The 17,201-nt window shown below is 72.0% G+C and carries 12 protein-coding genes, 1 tRNA gene and 1 pseudogene; 5 read left to right on the forward strand and 9 right to left on the reverse strand.

Features of this window, described 5'->3' with window-relative positions:
* Nucleotides 1-525 (reverse strand): FHA domain-containing protein, encoded by a 525-nt coding sequence (locus Q0R63_RS15635; RefSeq protein WP_295699183.1) that lies wholly within the window; start codon nucleotides 523-525, stop codon nucleotides 1-3.
* Between the two features lie 7 nt (nucleotides 526-532).
* Nucleotides 533-1,459 carry a DUF3662 and FHA domain-containing protein gene (locus tag Q0R63_RS15640; RefSeq protein WP_295699185.1) on the reverse strand — a complete coding sequence of 309 codons (927 nt, stop codon included), beginning with the start codon at nucleotides 1,457-1,459 and terminating at the stop codon, nucleotides 533-535.
* A gap of 442 nt (nucleotides 1,460-1,901) precedes the next feature.
* Between Q0R63_RS15640 and Q0R63_RS15645 the strand changes: the two genes are divergently transcribed.
* The 5 genes from Q0R63_RS15645 (at nucleotide 1,902) to Q0R63_RS15665 (ending at nucleotide 7,008) form a co-directional block, all read left to right on the forward strand.
* Nucleotides 1,902-3,551 carry a hypothetical protein gene (locus tag Q0R63_RS15645; RefSeq protein ID WP_295699187.1) on the forward strand — a complete coding sequence of 550 codons (1,650 nt, stop codon included), beginning with the start codon at nucleotides 1,902-1,904 and terminating at the stop codon, nucleotides 3,549-3,551.
* 68 nt (nucleotides 3,552-3,619) lie between these two features.
* Nucleotides 3,620-3,702 (forward strand) — tRNA-Leu (locus tag Q0R63_RS15650).
* Nucleotides 3,703-3,789: 87 nt separating this feature from the next.
* Nucleotides 3,790-4,350, forward strand: coding sequence for an NYN domain-containing protein (locus Q0R63_RS15655; RefSeq protein ID WP_295699188.1), 561 nt, complete (start codon nucleotides 3,790-3,792; stop codon nucleotides 4,348-4,350).
* A 213-nt stretch (nucleotides 4,351-4,563) separates the two neighbouring features.
* The gene (locus Q0R63_RS15660) at nucleotides 4,564-5,319 is read left to right on the forward strand and encodes an SDR family NAD(P)-dependent oxidoreductase (protein ID WP_295699190.1); all 756 of its coding nucleotides are present in this window, start codon (nucleotides 4,564-4,566) and stop codon (nucleotides 5,317-5,319) included.
* A gap of 90 nt (nucleotides 5,320-5,409) precedes the next feature.
* A complete protein-coding gene (locus Q0R63_RS15665) occupies nucleotides 5,410-7,008 on the forward strand; it encodes a hypothetical protein (RefSeq protein ID WP_295699193.1) in 1,599 nt (532 codons plus the stop codon).
* Nucleotides 7,009-7,048: 40 nt separating this feature from the next.
* Here Q0R63_RS15665 and Q0R63_RS15670 read toward each other — a convergent pair whose 3' ends face one another.
* The 7 genes and pseudogenes from Q0R63_RS15670 to Q0R63_RS24630 form a co-directional block, all read right to left on the reverse strand.
* Complete coding sequence (locus Q0R63_RS15670) at nucleotides 7,049-7,567, reverse strand: DinB family protein (RefSeq protein ID WP_295699195.1); 519 nt, start codon at nucleotides 7,565-7,567, stop codon at nucleotides 7,049-7,051.
* Between the two features lie 122 nt (nucleotides 7,568-7,689).
* Nucleotides 7,690-8,418: a M50 family metallopeptidase gene (locus Q0R63_RS15675; protein WP_295699197.1), complete on the reverse strand. Its 729-nt coding sequence runs from the start codon at nucleotides 8,416-8,418 to the stop codon at nucleotides 7,690-7,692.
* Between the two features lie 90 nt (nucleotides 8,419-8,508).
* On the reverse strand, nucleotides 8,509-9,489 hold the full coding sequence (locus tag Q0R63_RS15680; protein ID WP_295699199.1) for a putative zinc-binding metallopeptidase: 981 nt from the start codon (nucleotides 9,487-9,489) through the stop codon (nucleotides 8,509-8,511).
* A gap of 66 nt (nucleotides 9,490-9,555) precedes the next feature.
* On the reverse strand, nucleotides 9,556-10,446 hold the full coding sequence (locus Q0R63_RS15685) for a transglutaminase family protein (protein ID WP_295699202.1): 891 nt from the start codon (nucleotides 10,444-10,446) through the stop codon (nucleotides 9,556-9,558).
* Nucleotides 10,443-12,956, reverse strand: coding sequence for a circularly permuted type 2 ATP-grasp protein (locus tag Q0R63_RS15690; protein WP_295699203.1), 2,514 nt, complete (start codon nucleotides 12,954-12,956; stop codon nucleotides 10,443-10,445). Before Q0R63_RS15690 ends, Q0R63_RS15685 begins: the two co-directional genes overlap by 4 nt.
* Complete coding sequence (locus tag Q0R63_RS15695; RefSeq protein WP_295699206.1) at nucleotides 12,953-15,709, reverse strand: transglutaminase family protein; 2,757 nt, start codon at nucleotides 15,707-15,709, stop codon at nucleotides 12,953-12,955. The genes Q0R63_RS15690 and Q0R63_RS15695 overlap by 4 nt, the downstream gene beginning before the upstream one ends.
* A pseudogene (locus tag Q0R63_RS24630) lies at nucleotides 15,622-16,905 on the reverse strand (transglutaminase family protein); the annotation flags it as partial. The pseudogene Q0R63_RS24630 and the gene Q0R63_RS15695, both read right to left, overlap by 88 nt.
* Nucleotides 16,906-17,201: the final 296 nt, after the last annotated feature.

Genomic DNA, 17,201 nt, shown 5'->3' on the forward strand with positions numbered 1-17,201 from the left:
TCAGCCGCGCAGTTCCAGGGTCGTGCGGCCGATGCGCAGGACGCTGCCGATGGCGACGGGAGCGGTGCCGACGAGCTTCTGCCCGCCGAGGAAGGTGCCGTTGCGGGAGCCGAGGTCCTCGACGAGCCAGCCGTCAGGACCGGGGAAGATCCGTGCGTGCCGACCCGAGGAGAACTCGTCGTCGAGCACGAGGGTGCACTCCGGGGAGCGTCCGATCAGCACGCCGCCGCGACCGAGCGGGAGCGAGGTGCCGGCGAGCTGTCCCTCCGTGACGACGAGGCCCGTCGGGAGGCGGGGCCCCGGGCGGACCGGGCGCGGGGCCTCGGCGGCGTCCTTGGCCGCGGGCGGCTGGGCGGGTTGACGGCCCGGGCTGCGGCGGGGCTCGGGCTGGCGCTTGGACAGCACGCGGCGCGAGATCTGGGTCCCGTAGAGGTCGCTGCGCAGCACGGTGGTCACGCTGAAGACGAAGACCCACAGCAGCAAGAGCAGGCCCAGACGGATCAGCGTGAGGGTCAGTTCGCTCACGAGGGCGTCACCGTTTCCCGGGCCGGAAGACCGCCTGTGTGCGTCCGACGGTGAGCTGGTCGCCGTCGTCGAGGCGGCGGGAGGTGATCCGCTCGCCGTTGACGTAGGTGCCATTGGTCGACCCGAGGTCGCGCAGCGACGTGATGAGGTGGGGGCCGTCGTTGCTGACCCGCACCTCGCAGTGCCGCCGGGAGATCCCGGGGTCGTCGAGGATGATGTCGGCGACCTCGTCGCGGCCGATGACGGTGATCGCGCCGATCAGGGGGTAGCGCTCGCCGTCGATGGTCAGCCACGGCCGACCCGCGGGGTTGTGCAGGTTGCGGGCGGGTGGCGCGGGCTGGGCGACGGCCCGCTGCGTGGGCGACGGCGCGGCGGGTGGTGCGGGCGGCCCGGCCGGCGCAGCGGCGGGAGCCCCGGGGAGGGCGGCCTCGACGGCCCAGGAGGCCGGCGGGTCTTGCGGCTCGTGGGGCTGCCGGGTCTCGCGGGCGGCGGGCTGGGCTGGGGCACCGGCGGCGGCTGGACCGGCGCCAGGACCGGCGGCGGGACCGGGGCGGGCTCCGGCGCGTCGTGAGGTGCCGGGGCGGACCCGGAAGACACCGGTCTCGAGGTCGGGGCCCTCGTTGAACGAGACCTGGACGGGACCGCTCGGCTGGTAGCGCTGGGAGTCGGCGTGCTCCTGCGCCGCGGCGACGAGCTCGTCGCCGAGGGCGTCCTCGTAGGACGAGAGCCGGTCGTAGTCGCTGGGGCTGAGCTCGATCGTGTAGAGGTTGGGCACCATCGTGCGCCCGTGGCCCATCACGGCGGCGCGGTCGTCCATCGCCCGACGGATGGCCGAGGCGAGCTCGACGGGCTGGACCTCGGACTTGAAGGCCTTGGCGAAGGCGCCGTTGACCGCTCGTTCGAGGCCACGCTCGACCCTGTCGAACAGTCCCACGTCATACCTCCTTGCCGCTGGCCGGTCGATGCATCGTATCGGTCACGCCGGTGTCGTTGCCGCGCACAGCCGCCGTGGGAGCCCACCTGACACCCACCTGTGACGCGCCGGGGGCAGGCCGCGTGCGGTGGCGTGGGCGCGCGGATGGAGGTGCTGCGCCCGGTTGCTGGGGGTTTCTCCCGATGGTCGCGGCTGCTTGCGTGTCGTGGGGTCACACAGGTCGGCGAGGGGCGTCCGGGGTGCGGTTGGGTGGCGGCCTTGAGGGGGCTCAGTCAGGTGGTCGTCACGGCGGCAGGTTGTGTATGCCGTGGGGCCGGGGGACCATCGGGACGTCGCAGGTGTCCCGATCGTGGCAAAACTGGCAGTAGCGGGCGGGCAGGTATGGCAGGGCTGGGTGTGGCAGGGAAGACTCGGTGACGGCAGCAGCAAGAGGGAGACCCCGATGGACGAGGTGCAGGGCGCCGACGGCGTCATGTGGACGTGGGGTGCTCCGTCGAGCGCGCGTGGGGGGAGCATCCCGAGGGCCTTCTCCGTCGCCTCCGAGCCGGTCGCTGCGGCTGAGCCAGCTCCGTCAGCCCCTGGGTCCGGTGACGACGCCGACCTGGCCCGAGCGGAGGCGTTGCGCGCGGAGGAGGAGTGGTTCGCTGCGGGGCTGACGGTCTGCCGACCGACCCCGCCGCCGGAGACCGAGGTGCCCGTTCTTGAGGCCCCGGCTGTCCCCGTCGATGAGGCCCCCCTTGCCGTCGAGGCCCCTCCCGTCGCGGCCGCTTCAGGTGAACCGGCGCAGGACCTCCCTCCGGGCGGCACCCCGGACGAGGTTGCGCGAGCCGAGCAGGAGTGGGAGGCAGCAGGACTGACCGTCCGGCGGCCGATCCTGCCGATCGAGCGGCTCGAGCCGCTGCTCGAGCCGCCGCCCGAGGAGCCCCGGCACGAAGAACCGGTGGCCATCGAGGACCCTGGCCCGGCGCTGGCGCCCCAGGATGAGAACGACGACGGCTACGAGGGCCGTCATCACGCCGCCGAGGAGCACGCCCGGGCGCTCCGGGCGGCGGAGGACGCCGCTGGTGAACGCGCCGGTTCATGGTCGGACCCAGGCTCCCCCGCCGAGCCGGGCCTTGCCTTTGAGCCGGGACCGGTCGCCGAGCCGGAACCGGTCGGCGAGATGCTGTCCGAAGGTGCTCCGGTGACGGTTCCTGACCCGGTGCCGGACGCCGGGCCGACCCCGGAAACCGTTGTGCCGCAACCCGGCTCCTCCAACAGCCCTGACCGGGCCGAGGGCTGGAACGGCCCCCAGGGTGGCCCGCAGTGGGAGCAGCAGGCCCAGCCGACCCCGGGCCAGTGGCCGGGGCAGGAGCCGTGGCCGCACGACGGGGGCCTGCACCCGGAGTCGGCGGAGCAGGCCTGGCAGCAGCAGCCCACCGAGTCGCCGGCTGTCGCGCCGGATTCCGCAGCAGAGCCGGCGGCTCAGCAACCCACCGGCCAGGTCTGGGACCCCCGTCAGCAACGCTGGGTCCAGCCCGAGCCCGCCCACGAGACCGCCTACGAGACCGCCTACGAGACCACCTACGAGCCCCTGTCAGCCGCAGCCACGACTCCCGCTGCGCAAGGGGTCGACCCGGCATACACCTGGCGCGGCGAGCGGGGTGAGCTCTACGTCTGGGACGGCTACCAGTGGGTCCTCCAGCCCGCCTCGGCGAGCGCGAGTCCCCTGGTGCCCGAGCAGGTTTCGGCGCAGCCGCAGGCAGCGGTCGAGCACACGTGGGACGGCCCCAACGGTGAGTACTGGGTCTGGGATGGCTACCAGTGGGTGCAGCGGGCCCGCCCCGTTGCCGCAGCCTCGGCGGGCGGCCCCACTCAGGTCGCGACCTGGTCGCAGCAGCCGGCCGAGGTGACGCCGCCCGAGCACACCTGGGTCGGCCCCAATGGTGAGTACTGGGTGTGGGACGGCTACCAGTGGGTGCAGCGGGAGCGGCCGGCTGTCACGGCGCAGGGCGCGGCGGTGCAGACCTGGACCGGCGACGACGGCCAGGTCTGGGAGTGGGACCCGGCCGGCAGCCAGTGGCACCGACGGCAGCCGGGCGGGCGTCACTAGTCGCGCGGCCCGGCCGGGTCGTGGTTTGGCGTTCGGGCCACGGATGCAGCACACTTGAGCCCGCACTCGTCCGGGTGGCGGAATGGCAGACGCGCTGGCTTCAGGTGCCAGTGCCCGCAAGGGCGTGGGGGTTCAAGTCCCCCTCCGGACACCGATCGGTGGACTCCCGACTCGTCGGCCTCCCATCGGCGGGCACGAGACCTCAGCCAACTGCGGGTGACGGGCTTAGAGTCGGATCATGAGTCCCACCGAGCGCACCACCTACGTGCTCGTCGACGGCGAGAACATCGACGCGACGCTGGGCAACTCGATCCTCACCCGCCGGCCGCAGCCCGACGAGCGACCGCGCTGGGACAGGCTGCTGACCTTCGCCGAGGCGACGTGGGCGCAACCGGTCCGTGGTCTGTTCTTCCTCGCGGCCAACGGCGACCTGCCGGCGAGCTTCATCCAGGCGCTGCAGGCGATGTCCTACCGGCCGATCCCGCTCTCGGGCGCGCCGAACGAGAAGGTCGTCGACATCGCCATCCAGCGCACCCTCGAGGCGCTGCGCGACCGCGAGGACGACGTCCTGCTCCTCAGCCACGACAGCGACTTCGTGCCGCAGATCGCCGACCTGTGCGACGGGCGCCGGATCGGCCTCGTGTCCTTCACCGAGTTCCGCAGCCGGGAGTATGCCGCGCTGGCCGAGCGGGGTCTGCAGTTCTTCGACCTCGAGTACGACGTCCGGGCCTTCCGCACCGAGCTGCCACGGCTGCGGATCATCCCTATCGACGAGTTCAACCCGCTCGACTTCCTGTGACGGGAGGTTCACGGACCGCGGCGGCTTCGACCTTCTCCCACCGACCGGCCTTCTCGCGGCCGCTCACGACAGCCGCCCTGCGGCCCGCCCTCGACGAGGCGGCCCACAGGATCGGCTACCGGATCCGCTGAGGTGACAGCGGCGCCACGCGACTCGGAGTCGAGTGGCACCCGTGAGGCCCGCCGCCATCCCGTATGCCGCACAATGCGACCCATGAGCGACCTCACCGGCAGGACCGTCGTCATCACCGGCGGCAACAGCGGCATCGGCCTCGCGATGGCCCACGGCGTGGGGGCGGCCGGCGCCGCGGTCGTGATCTGGTCGCGCACCGAGAGCCGCAACGCCGAGGCCGTGGCCGAGCTCGAGGCGGCCGGGGTCACCGCGTCGTCCGTCGCCTGCGACACCTCCGACGAGGCCGCCGTGGCGTCCGCCATGCGCGAGACGCTGGCCCGGCACGGGTCGATCGACAGCATGGTCGCCAATGCCGGGATCGGCGGATCGGCTCCCTTCGCGGACACGTCGCTCGAGGACTGGCACCGGGTCCTGCGCACCAATCTCGACGGGACGTTCCTCTGCACCCGCGAGGCCGCTCGGCACTTCATCGAGCGCGGTGAAGGGGGCAGCATGGTCGTCGTGTCGTCCATGATCTCGCGCTACGGCGGGGCGACGCAGGCGGCATACACGACGAGCAAGACCGGTCTCATCGGTCTCGGCCGGACGCTTGCGATCGAGCTCGCACGGCACCGCGTGCGGGTCAACATCCTCGTACCCGGCTGGACCTCGACCCCGATGACGGCAGGCCTGGAGGCCGACGAACGCTTCATGCGCGCGACGACGGCACGGACGCCGGTCCGGCGGTGGGGCCAAGCCAGCGAGTTCGCCTCAGTAGCAGCCTTCCTCGTCGATCCGACCCTGACCTTCCATACCGGCAACGAGGTCGTCGTGGACGGCGGCTACACGATCTTCTAGCCGACTGCTGCGCCCCTCGGCGGGCCACAGTTTTCGTCGCGGGACTCCGGGGTAGGAGGACATCGAAGGCACAGGGGAAAAGGGGACGGGATGCCCGGGCCATCAGCGGTGGGTGAACGCGCCCTGACCGTCTCGATCGGCTGGGTGCTCGGCAACGCGCGCGAGCATGCCCGGGACCCGGCCCTGCGCGTGGCCGCGACGTTCGCGCAGGCCATCACCCCGACCGTCCACCGCTCCCAGATCGGCAGATGGGAGGCCGGTGTCACGCAGCTGACCTACGAGCAGGTGCGTCAGTACGAGATCGTCCTCGAGCTGCCGGAGGGCCACCTCCTGGCCGCCATCGACACCCTCGCGCGCGCTGAACACCGCGTCCTGGCCGGCCCGTGGCTCCCGCCACCTCGGAACGACCCCTGGTGGAGCGACAGCATGAGCCTCATCGAGCGGGCCGACTCGCCCGAACGACTGACGGGCGCGCAGTGGTCGACGCTGACAGCCAACCTCGGCTCCGACCCGGATGCGATGCTGCGACAACGTGACTGGGACATGCTGCTGCGACGGTGCACCCTCGAGGCCGGGTTGCGGACCGGTCTCGAGTTCATCCTGCGCGACGAGGCGACGGCCCGGATCGCCGGTCACCCGCGAGGCTGCGCCGCCGTCGTCGACCTCGTCGACGAGACCCTGTCGAACCCGACCGCGGCCATCTACTCCGAGGCGGCAGCGCTGCTGTCCCACACCCCGGACGACCGCGGTCTGGGCGTCCTCCTGCGCCACCTCCCCTCTCCTGTCAACGAATCGGCTCTCTGGACGATCCTCTGGGCCCTCCTCACCCTCATGCGCCAGGGCCGGCTGAGCTCGCAGCAGAGCGTCGACGTGGGCGTCCACGCCGTCGGCCTGCTGCAGGACGCGTCGGTCTCGACCCGCGTCCACCGCGCCGCGGCCAACCTCGTCCACGCCATCGACCCCCCCGAGCGCGAACGCGTCTCGGCCGGTCTCCGGGCCTCGTCCAGGCGGCGCATCGCCCGCATCGTCGACCAGGGCGGAGCGCTCGCCAAGGACGAGCTCGCCCTCATGGCCCGCGAGATCCGGACCCGCATGGCGATGACGCTCGGACCCCGCGCGCAGCTGGCGCCGACGCTCAAGCAGCTGATCACGGAGGCGACGTCCGTGACCGGGGAGGACTCCCGCGGCAAGGCGCTGACGGTCCTCATGCTCACCCCGCAGGGCCCAGCCATCGGGGCGACGTATGCCGCCACCCTGCGGTGGGCCCGCCGCAACGGTCACGAGGAGCTCGTCGACGAGGCGCTGTCCGTCCTCTCCTGGCTGCTGCCTCCAGCCGATCTGCCGACCCTCCTCGAGGTCGCGGCCGACCCGGTCAGCTCCCCGGTGCAGGTGCTGCAGGCGCTCGTCGCGGTCGGCAACTGCCGACCCGCGTCGGCGGCTGCCACCAGCAGCGCCGACACCATTGCCACCGACGTGCGGGACTCGGCGCTCAGAGCCATGACCGCCTCCGTGGCCGACCCGGACAGCATCGCCCGCGGCCACCTCTACGTCCTCGGGATGTATGGCCGCGCCGACCTCGTCGCCACCCTGGTCAAGCCGGCCCGCAGACGCGCCGTCCCCCCGGCCTGGACGCAGAGCATCGAGGCCTGGACGGTCCTGCCGCCCTGGGCGTGGCCCTCCGCGGACTGAGCCGGTGCGCGGGGGGCGGGCGGGGCCGGAGGAGCTCGCGCTACTCCCCGACCGTGCCGTCCACCAGCTCGCGGACGACGTCGAGGTGGCCGACGTGCCGGGCATACTCCTGCACGAGGTGGAAGAGGACCCGCTCCAGCGTCGCGGGGTCGGCTCCGTCCCATCGCGGCCCCGGCTGCCCGACCTCGTCGAGGTCATGGCGCCGCACCACGTCACGCGTCACGGCGCCCTGTATCTCGAGCGAGCGAATGAGGTCGGCCGCAGCCTCGTGCGCCCCGATCGTCCACCGCCCGCCGGGCGAGCCACCCGAGTCACCCCACGGGTCGGCGTCGGTCTCTCCCTCGAATCCCCAGACCAGCCAACGACGCTCGACGAACGTCAGGTGCTTCACGAGCTCGAGCGGCGCCCACCCCGACGGCAGCCGGCTCGTCCGCAGGTCCTCGTCGCCCAGACACGCGACCTTGTCGAGCACGACGGAGCGGAAGTAGTCGAGGTAGCCAAGGAAGACCTCCGCCCGTGATGCCCTGAGGCGTGTCGGCTCGGGGAAGGGAGCGCTCACGCGCCCAGCCTAGCGACGAGGCGCGCCACTCAAACGGGCACGTGTCGGTGACCGGCCCCTGAGGACGGCCGACATCGCGGTTGTGCCCGTTTGAGTGGTCGCCCGCGATTCCCCATGCAGGGTCAGCGCAGCAGTGCGACGACCTGGGCGGCGGCGACGAACGACCCGGCGCCGCAGACGAGGGCGAAGGTCCCGTTCCAGAGCAGGCGCGGCACGTGGGTCAGCTGGGCGAGCACCCCCGGGTCGCTGCCGCCGGACCGGTCCCCGGCTACCGCACCGAGGTGGCGCCAGGCGCCGACGAGCAGCACGAGCCCTAGTCCGAGGAGGACCTGCGCCTGCCGCGCGTCGTCGCGCCACCACCAGAGCGCTCCCCCGGCGGCGAGGACGACGAGCATCACCACGAGGGTGAGGACGGACCGCACCCGGATCAGCGAGACGACCAGCAGCAGCAGGATGATGGCGAGCGCCGTTGCGGCCCAGCCGCGCCCAGCACACCACACGAGCACCGCGCCGACGACGGCCGGCGCGGGGTAGCCGGCCCACGTCGTGACGACGCGGCCGATCCCGCGAGCCCGGCCCTTCGTCACCGCGTGCCCCGACATGTCGCCGCGCAGCACGAACCCGGTGAACGTGCGCCCCACCGCGATCCCCACGAAGGCGTGGCCCAGTTCGTGGACCAGCGTCACCGCGAGCCGCACCATCCCCCAGACCGGTCCGACGGCCACGGCGAGCAGCGCGATGGCCACGGCGACGGTCACCCGCGGCGCGGTGAGGGCGGCGTCACCGACCAACGGCACGACCCGCGACCTCAGCTCCTCGGCCCAGTCGGTGGTCACACTCAGGGTCGTCACCGGGCCAGTCTCAGGGGTCAGCCTGTGCAGTCGTCCGCCTGTCCGCCCGGAGGAGTTCCGCCCGGGGTGGGCGGGTTGACGCCGGAGAGGTCAGGCCGGCTGGGCCACCGACTCGACGAAGTCGAGCTTGTCCATGACGGTCGCCGGGATGACGAAGGGGTAGAGGTCGTCCTTGCCCATCGACTTGTTGATCTGGTTGAGCCCGATCGACAGCGGGATCCAGACTGACGTGAGGATCTGGCGGAAGGGCGCCGAGAGGTCGGTATCGGCGTAGAGGAGCCGATGGACCCAGGCGGTCTCCACCGTGTCGGTGATGTGGAGGTAGTGGGCGAAGGTCTCGGCGAAGTCCTCGTAGGGGTGCATCGTCGCGTAGGAGCTGATGTAGTCCGCCTCCCACCCGTCGGGCGGACCGCTCTCGTAGTGCCGGTCGATCTCCGCCTGGTAGTCCTTGGTGTCGTCCCCGAACAGCTTCCGGGCGGCCTCGAGGGACGGGCCCTGCACGTGCAGGGCCTCCATGTAGTGCCCGACCTCGTGACGCAGGTGTCCGAGCATGGTGCGGTAGGGCTCGCCGAGGTTGATCCGCATCTTCTCCCGGTAGACGTCGTTGCTCTCGGCGAGGTCGATGGTGATGACCCCGTCGGCGTGGCCGATGGTCACGTCCTCGCCGCGGCTCGAGAGCAGGTCGAAGCAGAGGCCCGTCTCCGGGTCCTTCTCGCGGCTGACGAAGGAGAAGCCCCGGGCGTCGAGCTCGACGATGAGGTGCCGCTTGGCGCGCTCGGTGTCGGCGTACAGGCCGAGCCCCTCGAGGTCGGCGTCGTTGGGGCGGGTGCGGGTGAGGGCGCAGCTCTCGCACTGCGCGCCCTGGACCCGGGTCAGCCAGGTGCACCCGGACAGGGTGAGGTTGGGACAGACCCACCACACCAGCCCGGCGGAGTCGACGTACTGCCCCTTCTCGAGGGGGACGATCTCCCGCTCGAGGCGCGAGAAGCCGAGGGCCGTCCCGCAGGAGACGCAGACGGAGTTCTCGAAGTAGAGGGGGTTGGCACAGACACGGCACCTGAAGGCTTTCACGCGGCATACGGTGCCACATCTGGGTGGTTCCCAAACCCGTCGTCCGGGGCCGGTGTCCCCGAGGGCTCAGCCCAGCGGCTCGACGTCGACCTCGACGAGGAGGGTCGACTTCTCCGACTCGGTGAAGATCACGCCCTTGAGCGGGGGGACGTCGCCGTAGTCGCGACCCCAGGCGACGGTCACGTAGCGGTCGTCGACCCACGTGTCGTTGGTCGGGTCGATGGCCAGCCACTGCTCCCTCCGACCGGCCGGACCCGGCACCCAGACGGCGACCCAGGCGTGGCTGGCGTCGGCACCGACGACCCGCTCCCGGCCCGGGGGCGGGGCGGTCGAGAGGTAGCCGCTGACGTAGCGGGCCGCGAGCCCGTGCGCGCGCAGCCCGGCCAGCGCGAGGTGCGCGAAGTCCTGACAGACCCCCGCCTTCTTGTCAAGCACCTCGCCGATGGTGCTCGTCACCGTCGTCGCGCCGGGCTCGTAGTCGAAGTCGGCGTGGATGCGGTGCATGAGGTCCGTGACCACCTCACTGAGCGGTCGCCGCGGCGAGAACGACTGTGCAGCATACGTCTTCACCGGATCGGGCTGGTCGACCAGTGGCGACGGCAGGGCGAAGTCGCTGGCTCGCCAGGCGTCCGGAAGCTCCGGCCGCACGGCGGGCCGCGCCTGCTCCCACGGCACGGCGAGCGCCTCGAGGTCGTATGCCGGGGTGTGCACCTCGACCTCGCTCGTGCCGGTCACCTGCAGCCGCTGGTGCCGGGTCGTCACCTGGAAGTAGGTCGCGAGGTTGCCGTAGTAGTCGGTGTCCTGGCTCCGGTCGGCCTGCTCGGGCTCGACGACGAGCTCACTGCTGGAACGGATCTGCCACGGGAGCTCGCGCGGCACGAGGTAGGCGACCCCGAAGCTGTCGGTGACGTCGCCGTCGTAGGAGTAGGTCGTGCGGTGCCAGACGCGGTACCTCACCGGGGCAACCCCCGCAGCACGCCGAAGGAACGGGGCAGCGGACCACCGGCGAGGTGGAACTCGTCGATCGCACTGCCGATCCGCGTGAGGTGCTCGTAGAGCCCGTCGAGGTAGTGCTCGAGGTTGGGCCGGTTGGCGCCACCGATCGCGACGAGCGTCGTCACGTCGATGTCGCGCAGGTGCTCCACGACGTCGTCGAGCAGTCGTTCGGGACGGGTGGACCCCGTCGACGTGGGCATCGCCGCGAGGTGTCGCCGCAGCTCGCCGAGGGCGAAGGCGAGAGAGCGCGGGTTGGTCTCGTCCTTGAGCAGGAGCTCGAGCACCGTTGCGGAGCGGAGGTATCCGCGATAACGGCGCCGGTGCGTGACCCAGCTCTCCGACGTCGTGAGGAGAGCATTGAGGACGAGCCGGTCGACGTCGATCCCGTGCCGGACCGTCGCCGACCGGAGCAGCAGCGCGAGCTGAAGGCCGCGTTCGAGGGCGCGGCCGGCCTCGATCATGTGCCAGCCCGGGTCGCGCATCATGTTGGCCGTCACGCCGTAGACCGCCAGCACCCCGCCGAGCATCCGCCCCGCGCACTCCGACACCTGGTGGCTGTGGGGTGAGACGTCGAGGTCGGCCGCGGCCCGCTCGATCGCGCTGAGCGACCGCCAGATGTCGCCCGAGAGCTGGTCGCGCACCCCCTCGGCGGCCTCGCGCATCGAGTTCAGCGACTGGGCCACGGAGCCGGCACGCCCGGGTTGCAACAGGATCGAGCGGAAGTAGGCGTCGTGGTCCTCCGACGACGAGGGAGCTCCGGCGAGCCGCGCGTGCGCGTCGAGGAGCACCGCCAGGCTCCCGCTCCCCGCGGACTGGGGCCGGTCGCGGAAGTCCTCCGCGTGGGTGTGGGTGGCGAGGACGAGACGCAGCAGTGTCTCGGTGCGCTCGGAGTAGCGACCGATCCAGAACATGTGCTCGAGGACGCGCGGCACCATCGCGATCGGCACCTGCCCGGCGGCGATCGGCATCACCTCGCCCAGACCCTGGTCGCTCTCGGTGGGCTCGGACTTCAGCACCCAGACGTCCTTCGTCGGGTTGCCGCCGGTGCCGCCGCCGGCCGCCGACGCGAGCCCGCCCACGAGCGGGCGGTAGGCCGAGCCGTAGCGGAGGGTGAAGGTGCGCAGCGTGACCGACTGCGGGCGGATCCGGTCGCCGTCGTAGATGGGCGCCTGCGACAGGGGCAGGCGCTGCTGGCCGACGTGGCGCGCGGGCTCGGCGATGATCCGACGGCGCAGCTCGGCGACCGGCTGCCCGGTCAACGACCGGGAGCTGTCGACCTCCCGGATGGTCAGCTCCTCGCCCGACGCCAGTCCGTCGAGCACCCGGGTCAGCCCGTCCTCCTCGCCGCACCACCAGGTGGGAACCGACTTGAGCCGCAACGGTTCTCGCAGCAGCAGGCTGCAGGCGGCCTCGAGATAGGGCAGCAGCGCGGGGTTCTCGAGCACCCCGGAGCCGAGCCCGTTGACGACGCGCACGGAACCTCGTCGGACCGCTTCGGTCAGGCCCACGACGCCGAGCTGGGAGTTCTTGCGCAGCTCGAGCGGATCGCTCCAGGAGGCATCGACCCGACGGAGGATGACGTGGACGGGCTCGAGCTGTCCCATGCTGCGCAGCCACACGGCGCCGCGACGGACGACAAGGTCGCTGCCCTGGACGAGGGGGAAACCGAGGTTGCTCGCGAGGAACGCCTGGTCGTAGGCCGTCTCGCTGTGCGTGCCGGGGCTGAGGACGACGACCCGGGGGTCGGCGACCTCGTCGTCGGCGCACTGCATCAGGGCCGAGCGCAGCGCGCTGAAGAACGGCCCCATCCGGTGCAGCGACGCCTCGCGGTAGAGCTCGGGGAGCACCCGCGACATCACCCGCCGGTTCTCCATCGCGTAGCCCATGCCGGAGGGGGCCTGGGTGCGGTCGGCGAGGACCCGCCACGCGCCCGTCGCGTCTCGTCCGAGGTCGGTCGCCGCGAGCACGAGGGGTCGAGAGTCATGGGCCGAGGGTCGGGCCATGACCCGCAGGAATCCGGGGTGGGAGTAAACGACTCCCGGCGGGAGCACCCTCTCGGAGAGCAGTCGTTGCGCGCCGTAGAGGTCGACGAGGATGGCGTTGAGCAGTTCCGCCCGCTGGGCGAGACCGACCTCGAGCGGGGCCCACTCGGCCGCGTCGACGACGAAGGGGATCGCGTCGAGCCGCCACGGACCCTGGTCCTCGCCCGGGCGGGCGTAGCTGACGCCGTCGTTCTCGAGGAACCGCCGGATCTCCCGGTCGACCCGGCGCAGGTCGGTGTCCGTGAGGGTGACGGCCACCTGCGCGAGCCCCTTCCACGCCGGGCGCAAGGAGCCGTCGGGCAGCATCACCTCGTCGTATGCCGCGGGCCCGCCGGACAGCATCGGCTGGGTCAGCCCGGCGGCATACTGCTGCAGGGCGGGGAGGGAGGGCAGTGCCGGCAGCGAGGGCAGCGAGAGGCCTGCGGTCACTGTGCTCCCGGGTGCGCGGTCTCCGCAGGCGGGACGGGGGACCGCGGCACCGCACGCCGTAGGTCGAGGGTGTGGGGGTACTCGTCGCTGGCGACCGCTCGCGCGGCCTCGCGCAGGGCGGCGACGTCGATGGCGCCGGCGGTGTGTCCGCGGGCCTCGAAGCGGCTCGACCGGCGGGCCTCGGCCTCGTTGGCGTTGATCGGGGGGCGTTCGTAGGAGCGGCCGCCCGGGTGCACGACGTGATAGGTCGCGCCGCCCAGGGAGGTCTCCGACGGCACGTCGACGACGTCGAAGTGCAGCGGTGAGTGGACCTCGATCGAGGGGTGCAGCGCCGACCACGGCTGCCAGGCGCGGTAGCGGACGCCGGCGTAGTACTCGCCGGCGGCGCCGGTGGGCGTGAGGGGCACGGGGACACCCTGACACGTCACGAGGTGCTGCCCCGGGACGACTCCCGACACGAGGACCTGGAGCTTCTCCACGGACGAGTCGACGTATCGCGCGGTCCCACCGGCGGTCGCCTCCTCGCCGAGCACGTGCCACGGCTCGATCGCCGACCGGAGCTCGAGCTCGATGTCGCCGACGCGGGTCATGCCGATGCGGGGGAAGCGGAACTCGGTGAAAGGGTCGAGCCACGACGCCTCGAAGGGGAGGCCGTGGGCACGCAGGTCGGCGACGACCGCCGCGATGTCGCGGGTCGCGCCCTGCGGCAGGAGGAAGTCCTCGTGCAGCGCGGTGCCCCAACGCACCAGCGGCGCGGTCAGCGGCTTCTCCCAGAACATCGCGACGAGGCTGCGCACGAGCAGCGCCTGGAGCAGCGCCATCTGGGGGTGCGGCGGCATCTCGAAGCCTCGCAGCTCCAGCAGGCCGAGCCGTCCGCGCGAGGAGTCGGGGCTGTACATCTTGTCGATGCAGAACTCCGCGCGGTGCGTGTTGCCGGTGAGGTCGGTCAGCAGGTGGCGCAGTGCCCGGTCGACGAGCCACGGCCGTGGCTCACCCTCGAGGGCCGCGGACTCCGTTGTGAGACGGGTGATCTCGGCGAACGCGATCTCCATCTCGTAGAGCGCCTCGGGTCGTCCCTCGTCGAAGCGGGGCGCCTGGCTCGTTGGCCCGATGAACCGTCCGGAGAAGAGATAGCTGAGGGACGGGTGCCGCTGCCAGTAGGTCAGCAGGCTGACGAGCAGGTCGGGCCGGCGGAGCAGGGGGGAGTCGATCGGCTGGCGCCCGCCGAGGGTGATGTGGTTGCCGCCGCCGGTGCCGGTGTGGAGCCCGTCGAGGTCGAACTTCTCCGTCGTCAGCCGCACCTGCCGGGCCTCGGCGTAGAGGGTCGTCGTCAGCTCGCGCTGCTGGGCCCAGCTCGTCGTCGGCTGGATGTTGACCTCGATGACGCCGGGGTCGGGCGTGACGGAGAGCCGGGTGAGCCGGGAGTCCGGCGGCGGTCCGTAGCCCTCGAGGACGACGGGGTGGCCGGTCGCGCTCGCCGCCCGCTCGATGACGGTCAGCAGGGTGGCGTAGTCCTCGAGCCGCAGCGTCGGCGGCAGGAACGCGTGGACGAACCCGTCGCGGGCCTCGATGGCCAGGGCGGTGGTCAGGGCGTCCGTCGGGTCGACGACGGTCACCGTCGGGTGGCCCGGGTCGAGGGGCGGCCCGGCGACGAGGTAGGACGGCTCGCCGGGGTGGTCGGGGTCCACCCACGAGATCGCGTCGAGGGGCAGCCGCAGCCCGAGGGGTGAGCTGCCGGGTGACAGCACGAGCCGGCCGCGACGGAACCGCCAGGCCGGCGAGGTCCAGGCGTCGTCCTCCTCGGTCGAGGTCGTCAGCGGGAGCACCCAGCCGGTGGGCTGGGTCTCCTCGCGGTCGAGCTCCGCGACGAGCGCCAGCTCGGGGTCGACGCCGTCGGGCTGTGGGCCGGCGGGGAGCCGGATGTGGGTCGCCAGGGTCTCGAACCGGTCCTCGTATGCCGGGAGCACGGCTTCGGTGGGCAGCCCCAGCTGTCGGCCGATCTCGGCCGCGAGGGCCTCGGCGTGCTTCCCGGCCTCGGGGTCGGCGTCCTTCTCGATCCACGGGTCGGCAAGCAGAGCATCGTTGTGCCACAGCGGTACTCCGTCGGTGCGCCACTGCAGGTCGACCTGCCAGCGCGGCAGGGGCTCACCGGGGTACCACTTGCCCTGACCGCGGTGCACGACTCCGCCCGCGGCATACAGGGGGCGCAGGCGCTGGGCGAGCTCGTCGGCGAGGGCGCGCTTCTCCGCGCCGTCGGCGTCGGTGTTCCACTGCTCGGAGACCATGTCGTCGAGCGAGACGAAGGTGGGCTCGCCGCCCATCGTGAGCCGCACGTCCCGGGCCTCGAGCCGGCGGTCGACCTCCTCGCCGAGGGCGTCGATGCGCGCCCACGCCTCGTCGGTGTAGGGCTTGGTGACGCGCGGGTCCTCGTGGATCCGGCGCACGGTGTTGTGGAAGGAGAGGGTGACCTCGACGGGGTCGGTGGCACCCTGGATCGGAGCGGCCGAGGAGGGGTGCGGAGTGGCCGAGAGGGGGATGTGGCCCTCGCCGGCGAAGAGCGCGGACGTCGGATCGAGGCCGATCCAACCGGCCCCGGGGACGAAGACCTGGTCCAGGCGTGGAGGTCCGTGAAGTCCGCCGTCGGACCGCTCGGGCCGTCGAGGCTCTTGATGTCGGAGGTCAGCTGGACGAGGTAGCCGGAGACGAAACGGGCCGCGAGACCGTACTGCCGCAGCAGCGAGACGAGCAGCCACGCGCTGTCGCGACAGGACCCGATCGCCGTGGTGAGCGTCTCGTCAGGGCTCTGCACGCCGGCCTCCATGCGCACGGAGTAGGCGACGTCGCCGTGGACGGCGCGGTTGAGGTCGGCAAGGAAGGTGACCGTCGGGACCCCGCCCGCGGGCAGCTCGGGCAGGGCGGCCTTCCACGCCGCGACGACCGGCCCGACCTGACCCAGACGCTCGGCGTCGCTGTCCTGGGGGGCGGGGTCTTCAACGACGGGGCGCAGGTAGGGGGCGAGGTCGGCGGCGAGCGACGGCTCGTAGGTGAAGGGGAACCGCTCGGCATACTCCTCGATGAAGAAGTCGAGGGGGTTGATGACCATCAGGTCGGCGACGAGGCCGACGGTGATGTCGAGCTCGCTCACCCGCTCGGGGAAGACGAGGCGCGCGAGCCAGTTGCCGAAGGGGTCCTGCTGCCAGTTGAGGAAGTGGCCGGCCGGCGTGACGTCGAGGGAGTAGGCCTCGATCGGGGTGCGGCTGTGCGGGGCGGGGCGCAGCCGGACCACGTGCGGTCCGACGTGCACCGGCTGGGCGAAGTGGTACGTCGTGCGGTGTTCGAGGGCCACCTTGATCGACATGTGACGAGTGTGCCTGCACCGGGTTACGGATGCGTAACCGAGACGGCGCGTGAACGGGGGGCGGTCGTCACGGTGCACGTTGCCGAGGGAGCCAGCACGGGTCGTGCTCGCATCGGAGCCGGCACCACCGACGGGAGGAATATCGACGTGCTGTCGGCGGTGGGCTTCGGCCAGCTCTCCCGCAGAGTGCATGGGCCCGGATCGAGACCGATCGCCTCCATCTGGGCTGCGGCGAGTTCGGATCCTGGTTCGTCGAAGACGAGCTTGATCAGCGCTGAGGTGTGCAGGTAGACGTTGAGCGCCGATGCTCACTGACGAGGTCGGAGACCGAGACCAGCTCGGAGACGGAGCCGTCGTTATATGGCGGCCACGCGCCCTGCGACGGGAGCGTGGTGGATCCCGAACCAGGCCGCGGGCCCGCAGTCCGACAGGGGGTCGCTGTCTTCGACCATCGACAGCCGCGCCACCGGGCGCCCACGCATCGTGACCACGACCTCCCTCCGGGAGCAGCGTCCGGAGGTAGCGGCTGAGCTGGTCGTGCCGTTCGTGGACGCCGACCTCGCCCTTCAGCTCCCCTCCTTGCAGCGTCATGACGTCAGCTGTACGCGCTACTCCGATCGCGACGGCGAACACTCGACATGTGTCGTTTGTCAACCCCTACTCGTCCGGCTGTGGACAACCTGATGTGGCGAATACCCCATGTGGACAACGGGATCCGGTACTTCGTGGACTCGCGCTGGTCGCGGAGGGCTGTCGGTGGTCGGTCCTAGGGTTGGTGCATGGACACGAACCCACCCGAGGAAGCAGGCGCCGGTCACGACGCGTCTGCGTCGGGTGGCCGCGGCCCGGACGGCGGTATGCCGGGTGCGCCGGGTTCGTTGGCTGGG

This window comes from Lapillicoccus sp., assembly GCF_025353065.1.
GTDB lineage: Bacteria > Actinomycetota > Actinomycetes > Actinomycetales > Dermatophilaceae > Lapillicoccus.

Bases quoted from the DNA above. Each gene is read 5' to 3' on its own strand.
- Q0R63_RS15645 (WP_295699187.1), top strand. From the start codon at position 1,902: ATGGACGAGGTGCAGGGCGCCGACGGCGTCATGTGGACGTGGGGTGCT.
- Q0R63_RS15655 (WP_295699188.1), top strand. From the start codon at position 3,790: ATGAGTCCCACCGAGCGCACCACCTACGTGCTCGTCGACGGCGAGAAC.
- Q0R63_RS15660 (WP_295699190.1), top strand. From the start codon at position 4,564: ATGAGCGACCTCACCGGCAGGACCGTCGTCATCACCGGCGGCAACAGC.
- Q0R63_RS15665 (WP_295699193.1), top strand. From the start codon at position 5,410: ATGCCCGGGCCATCAGCGGTGGGTGAACGCGCCCTGACCGTCTCGATC.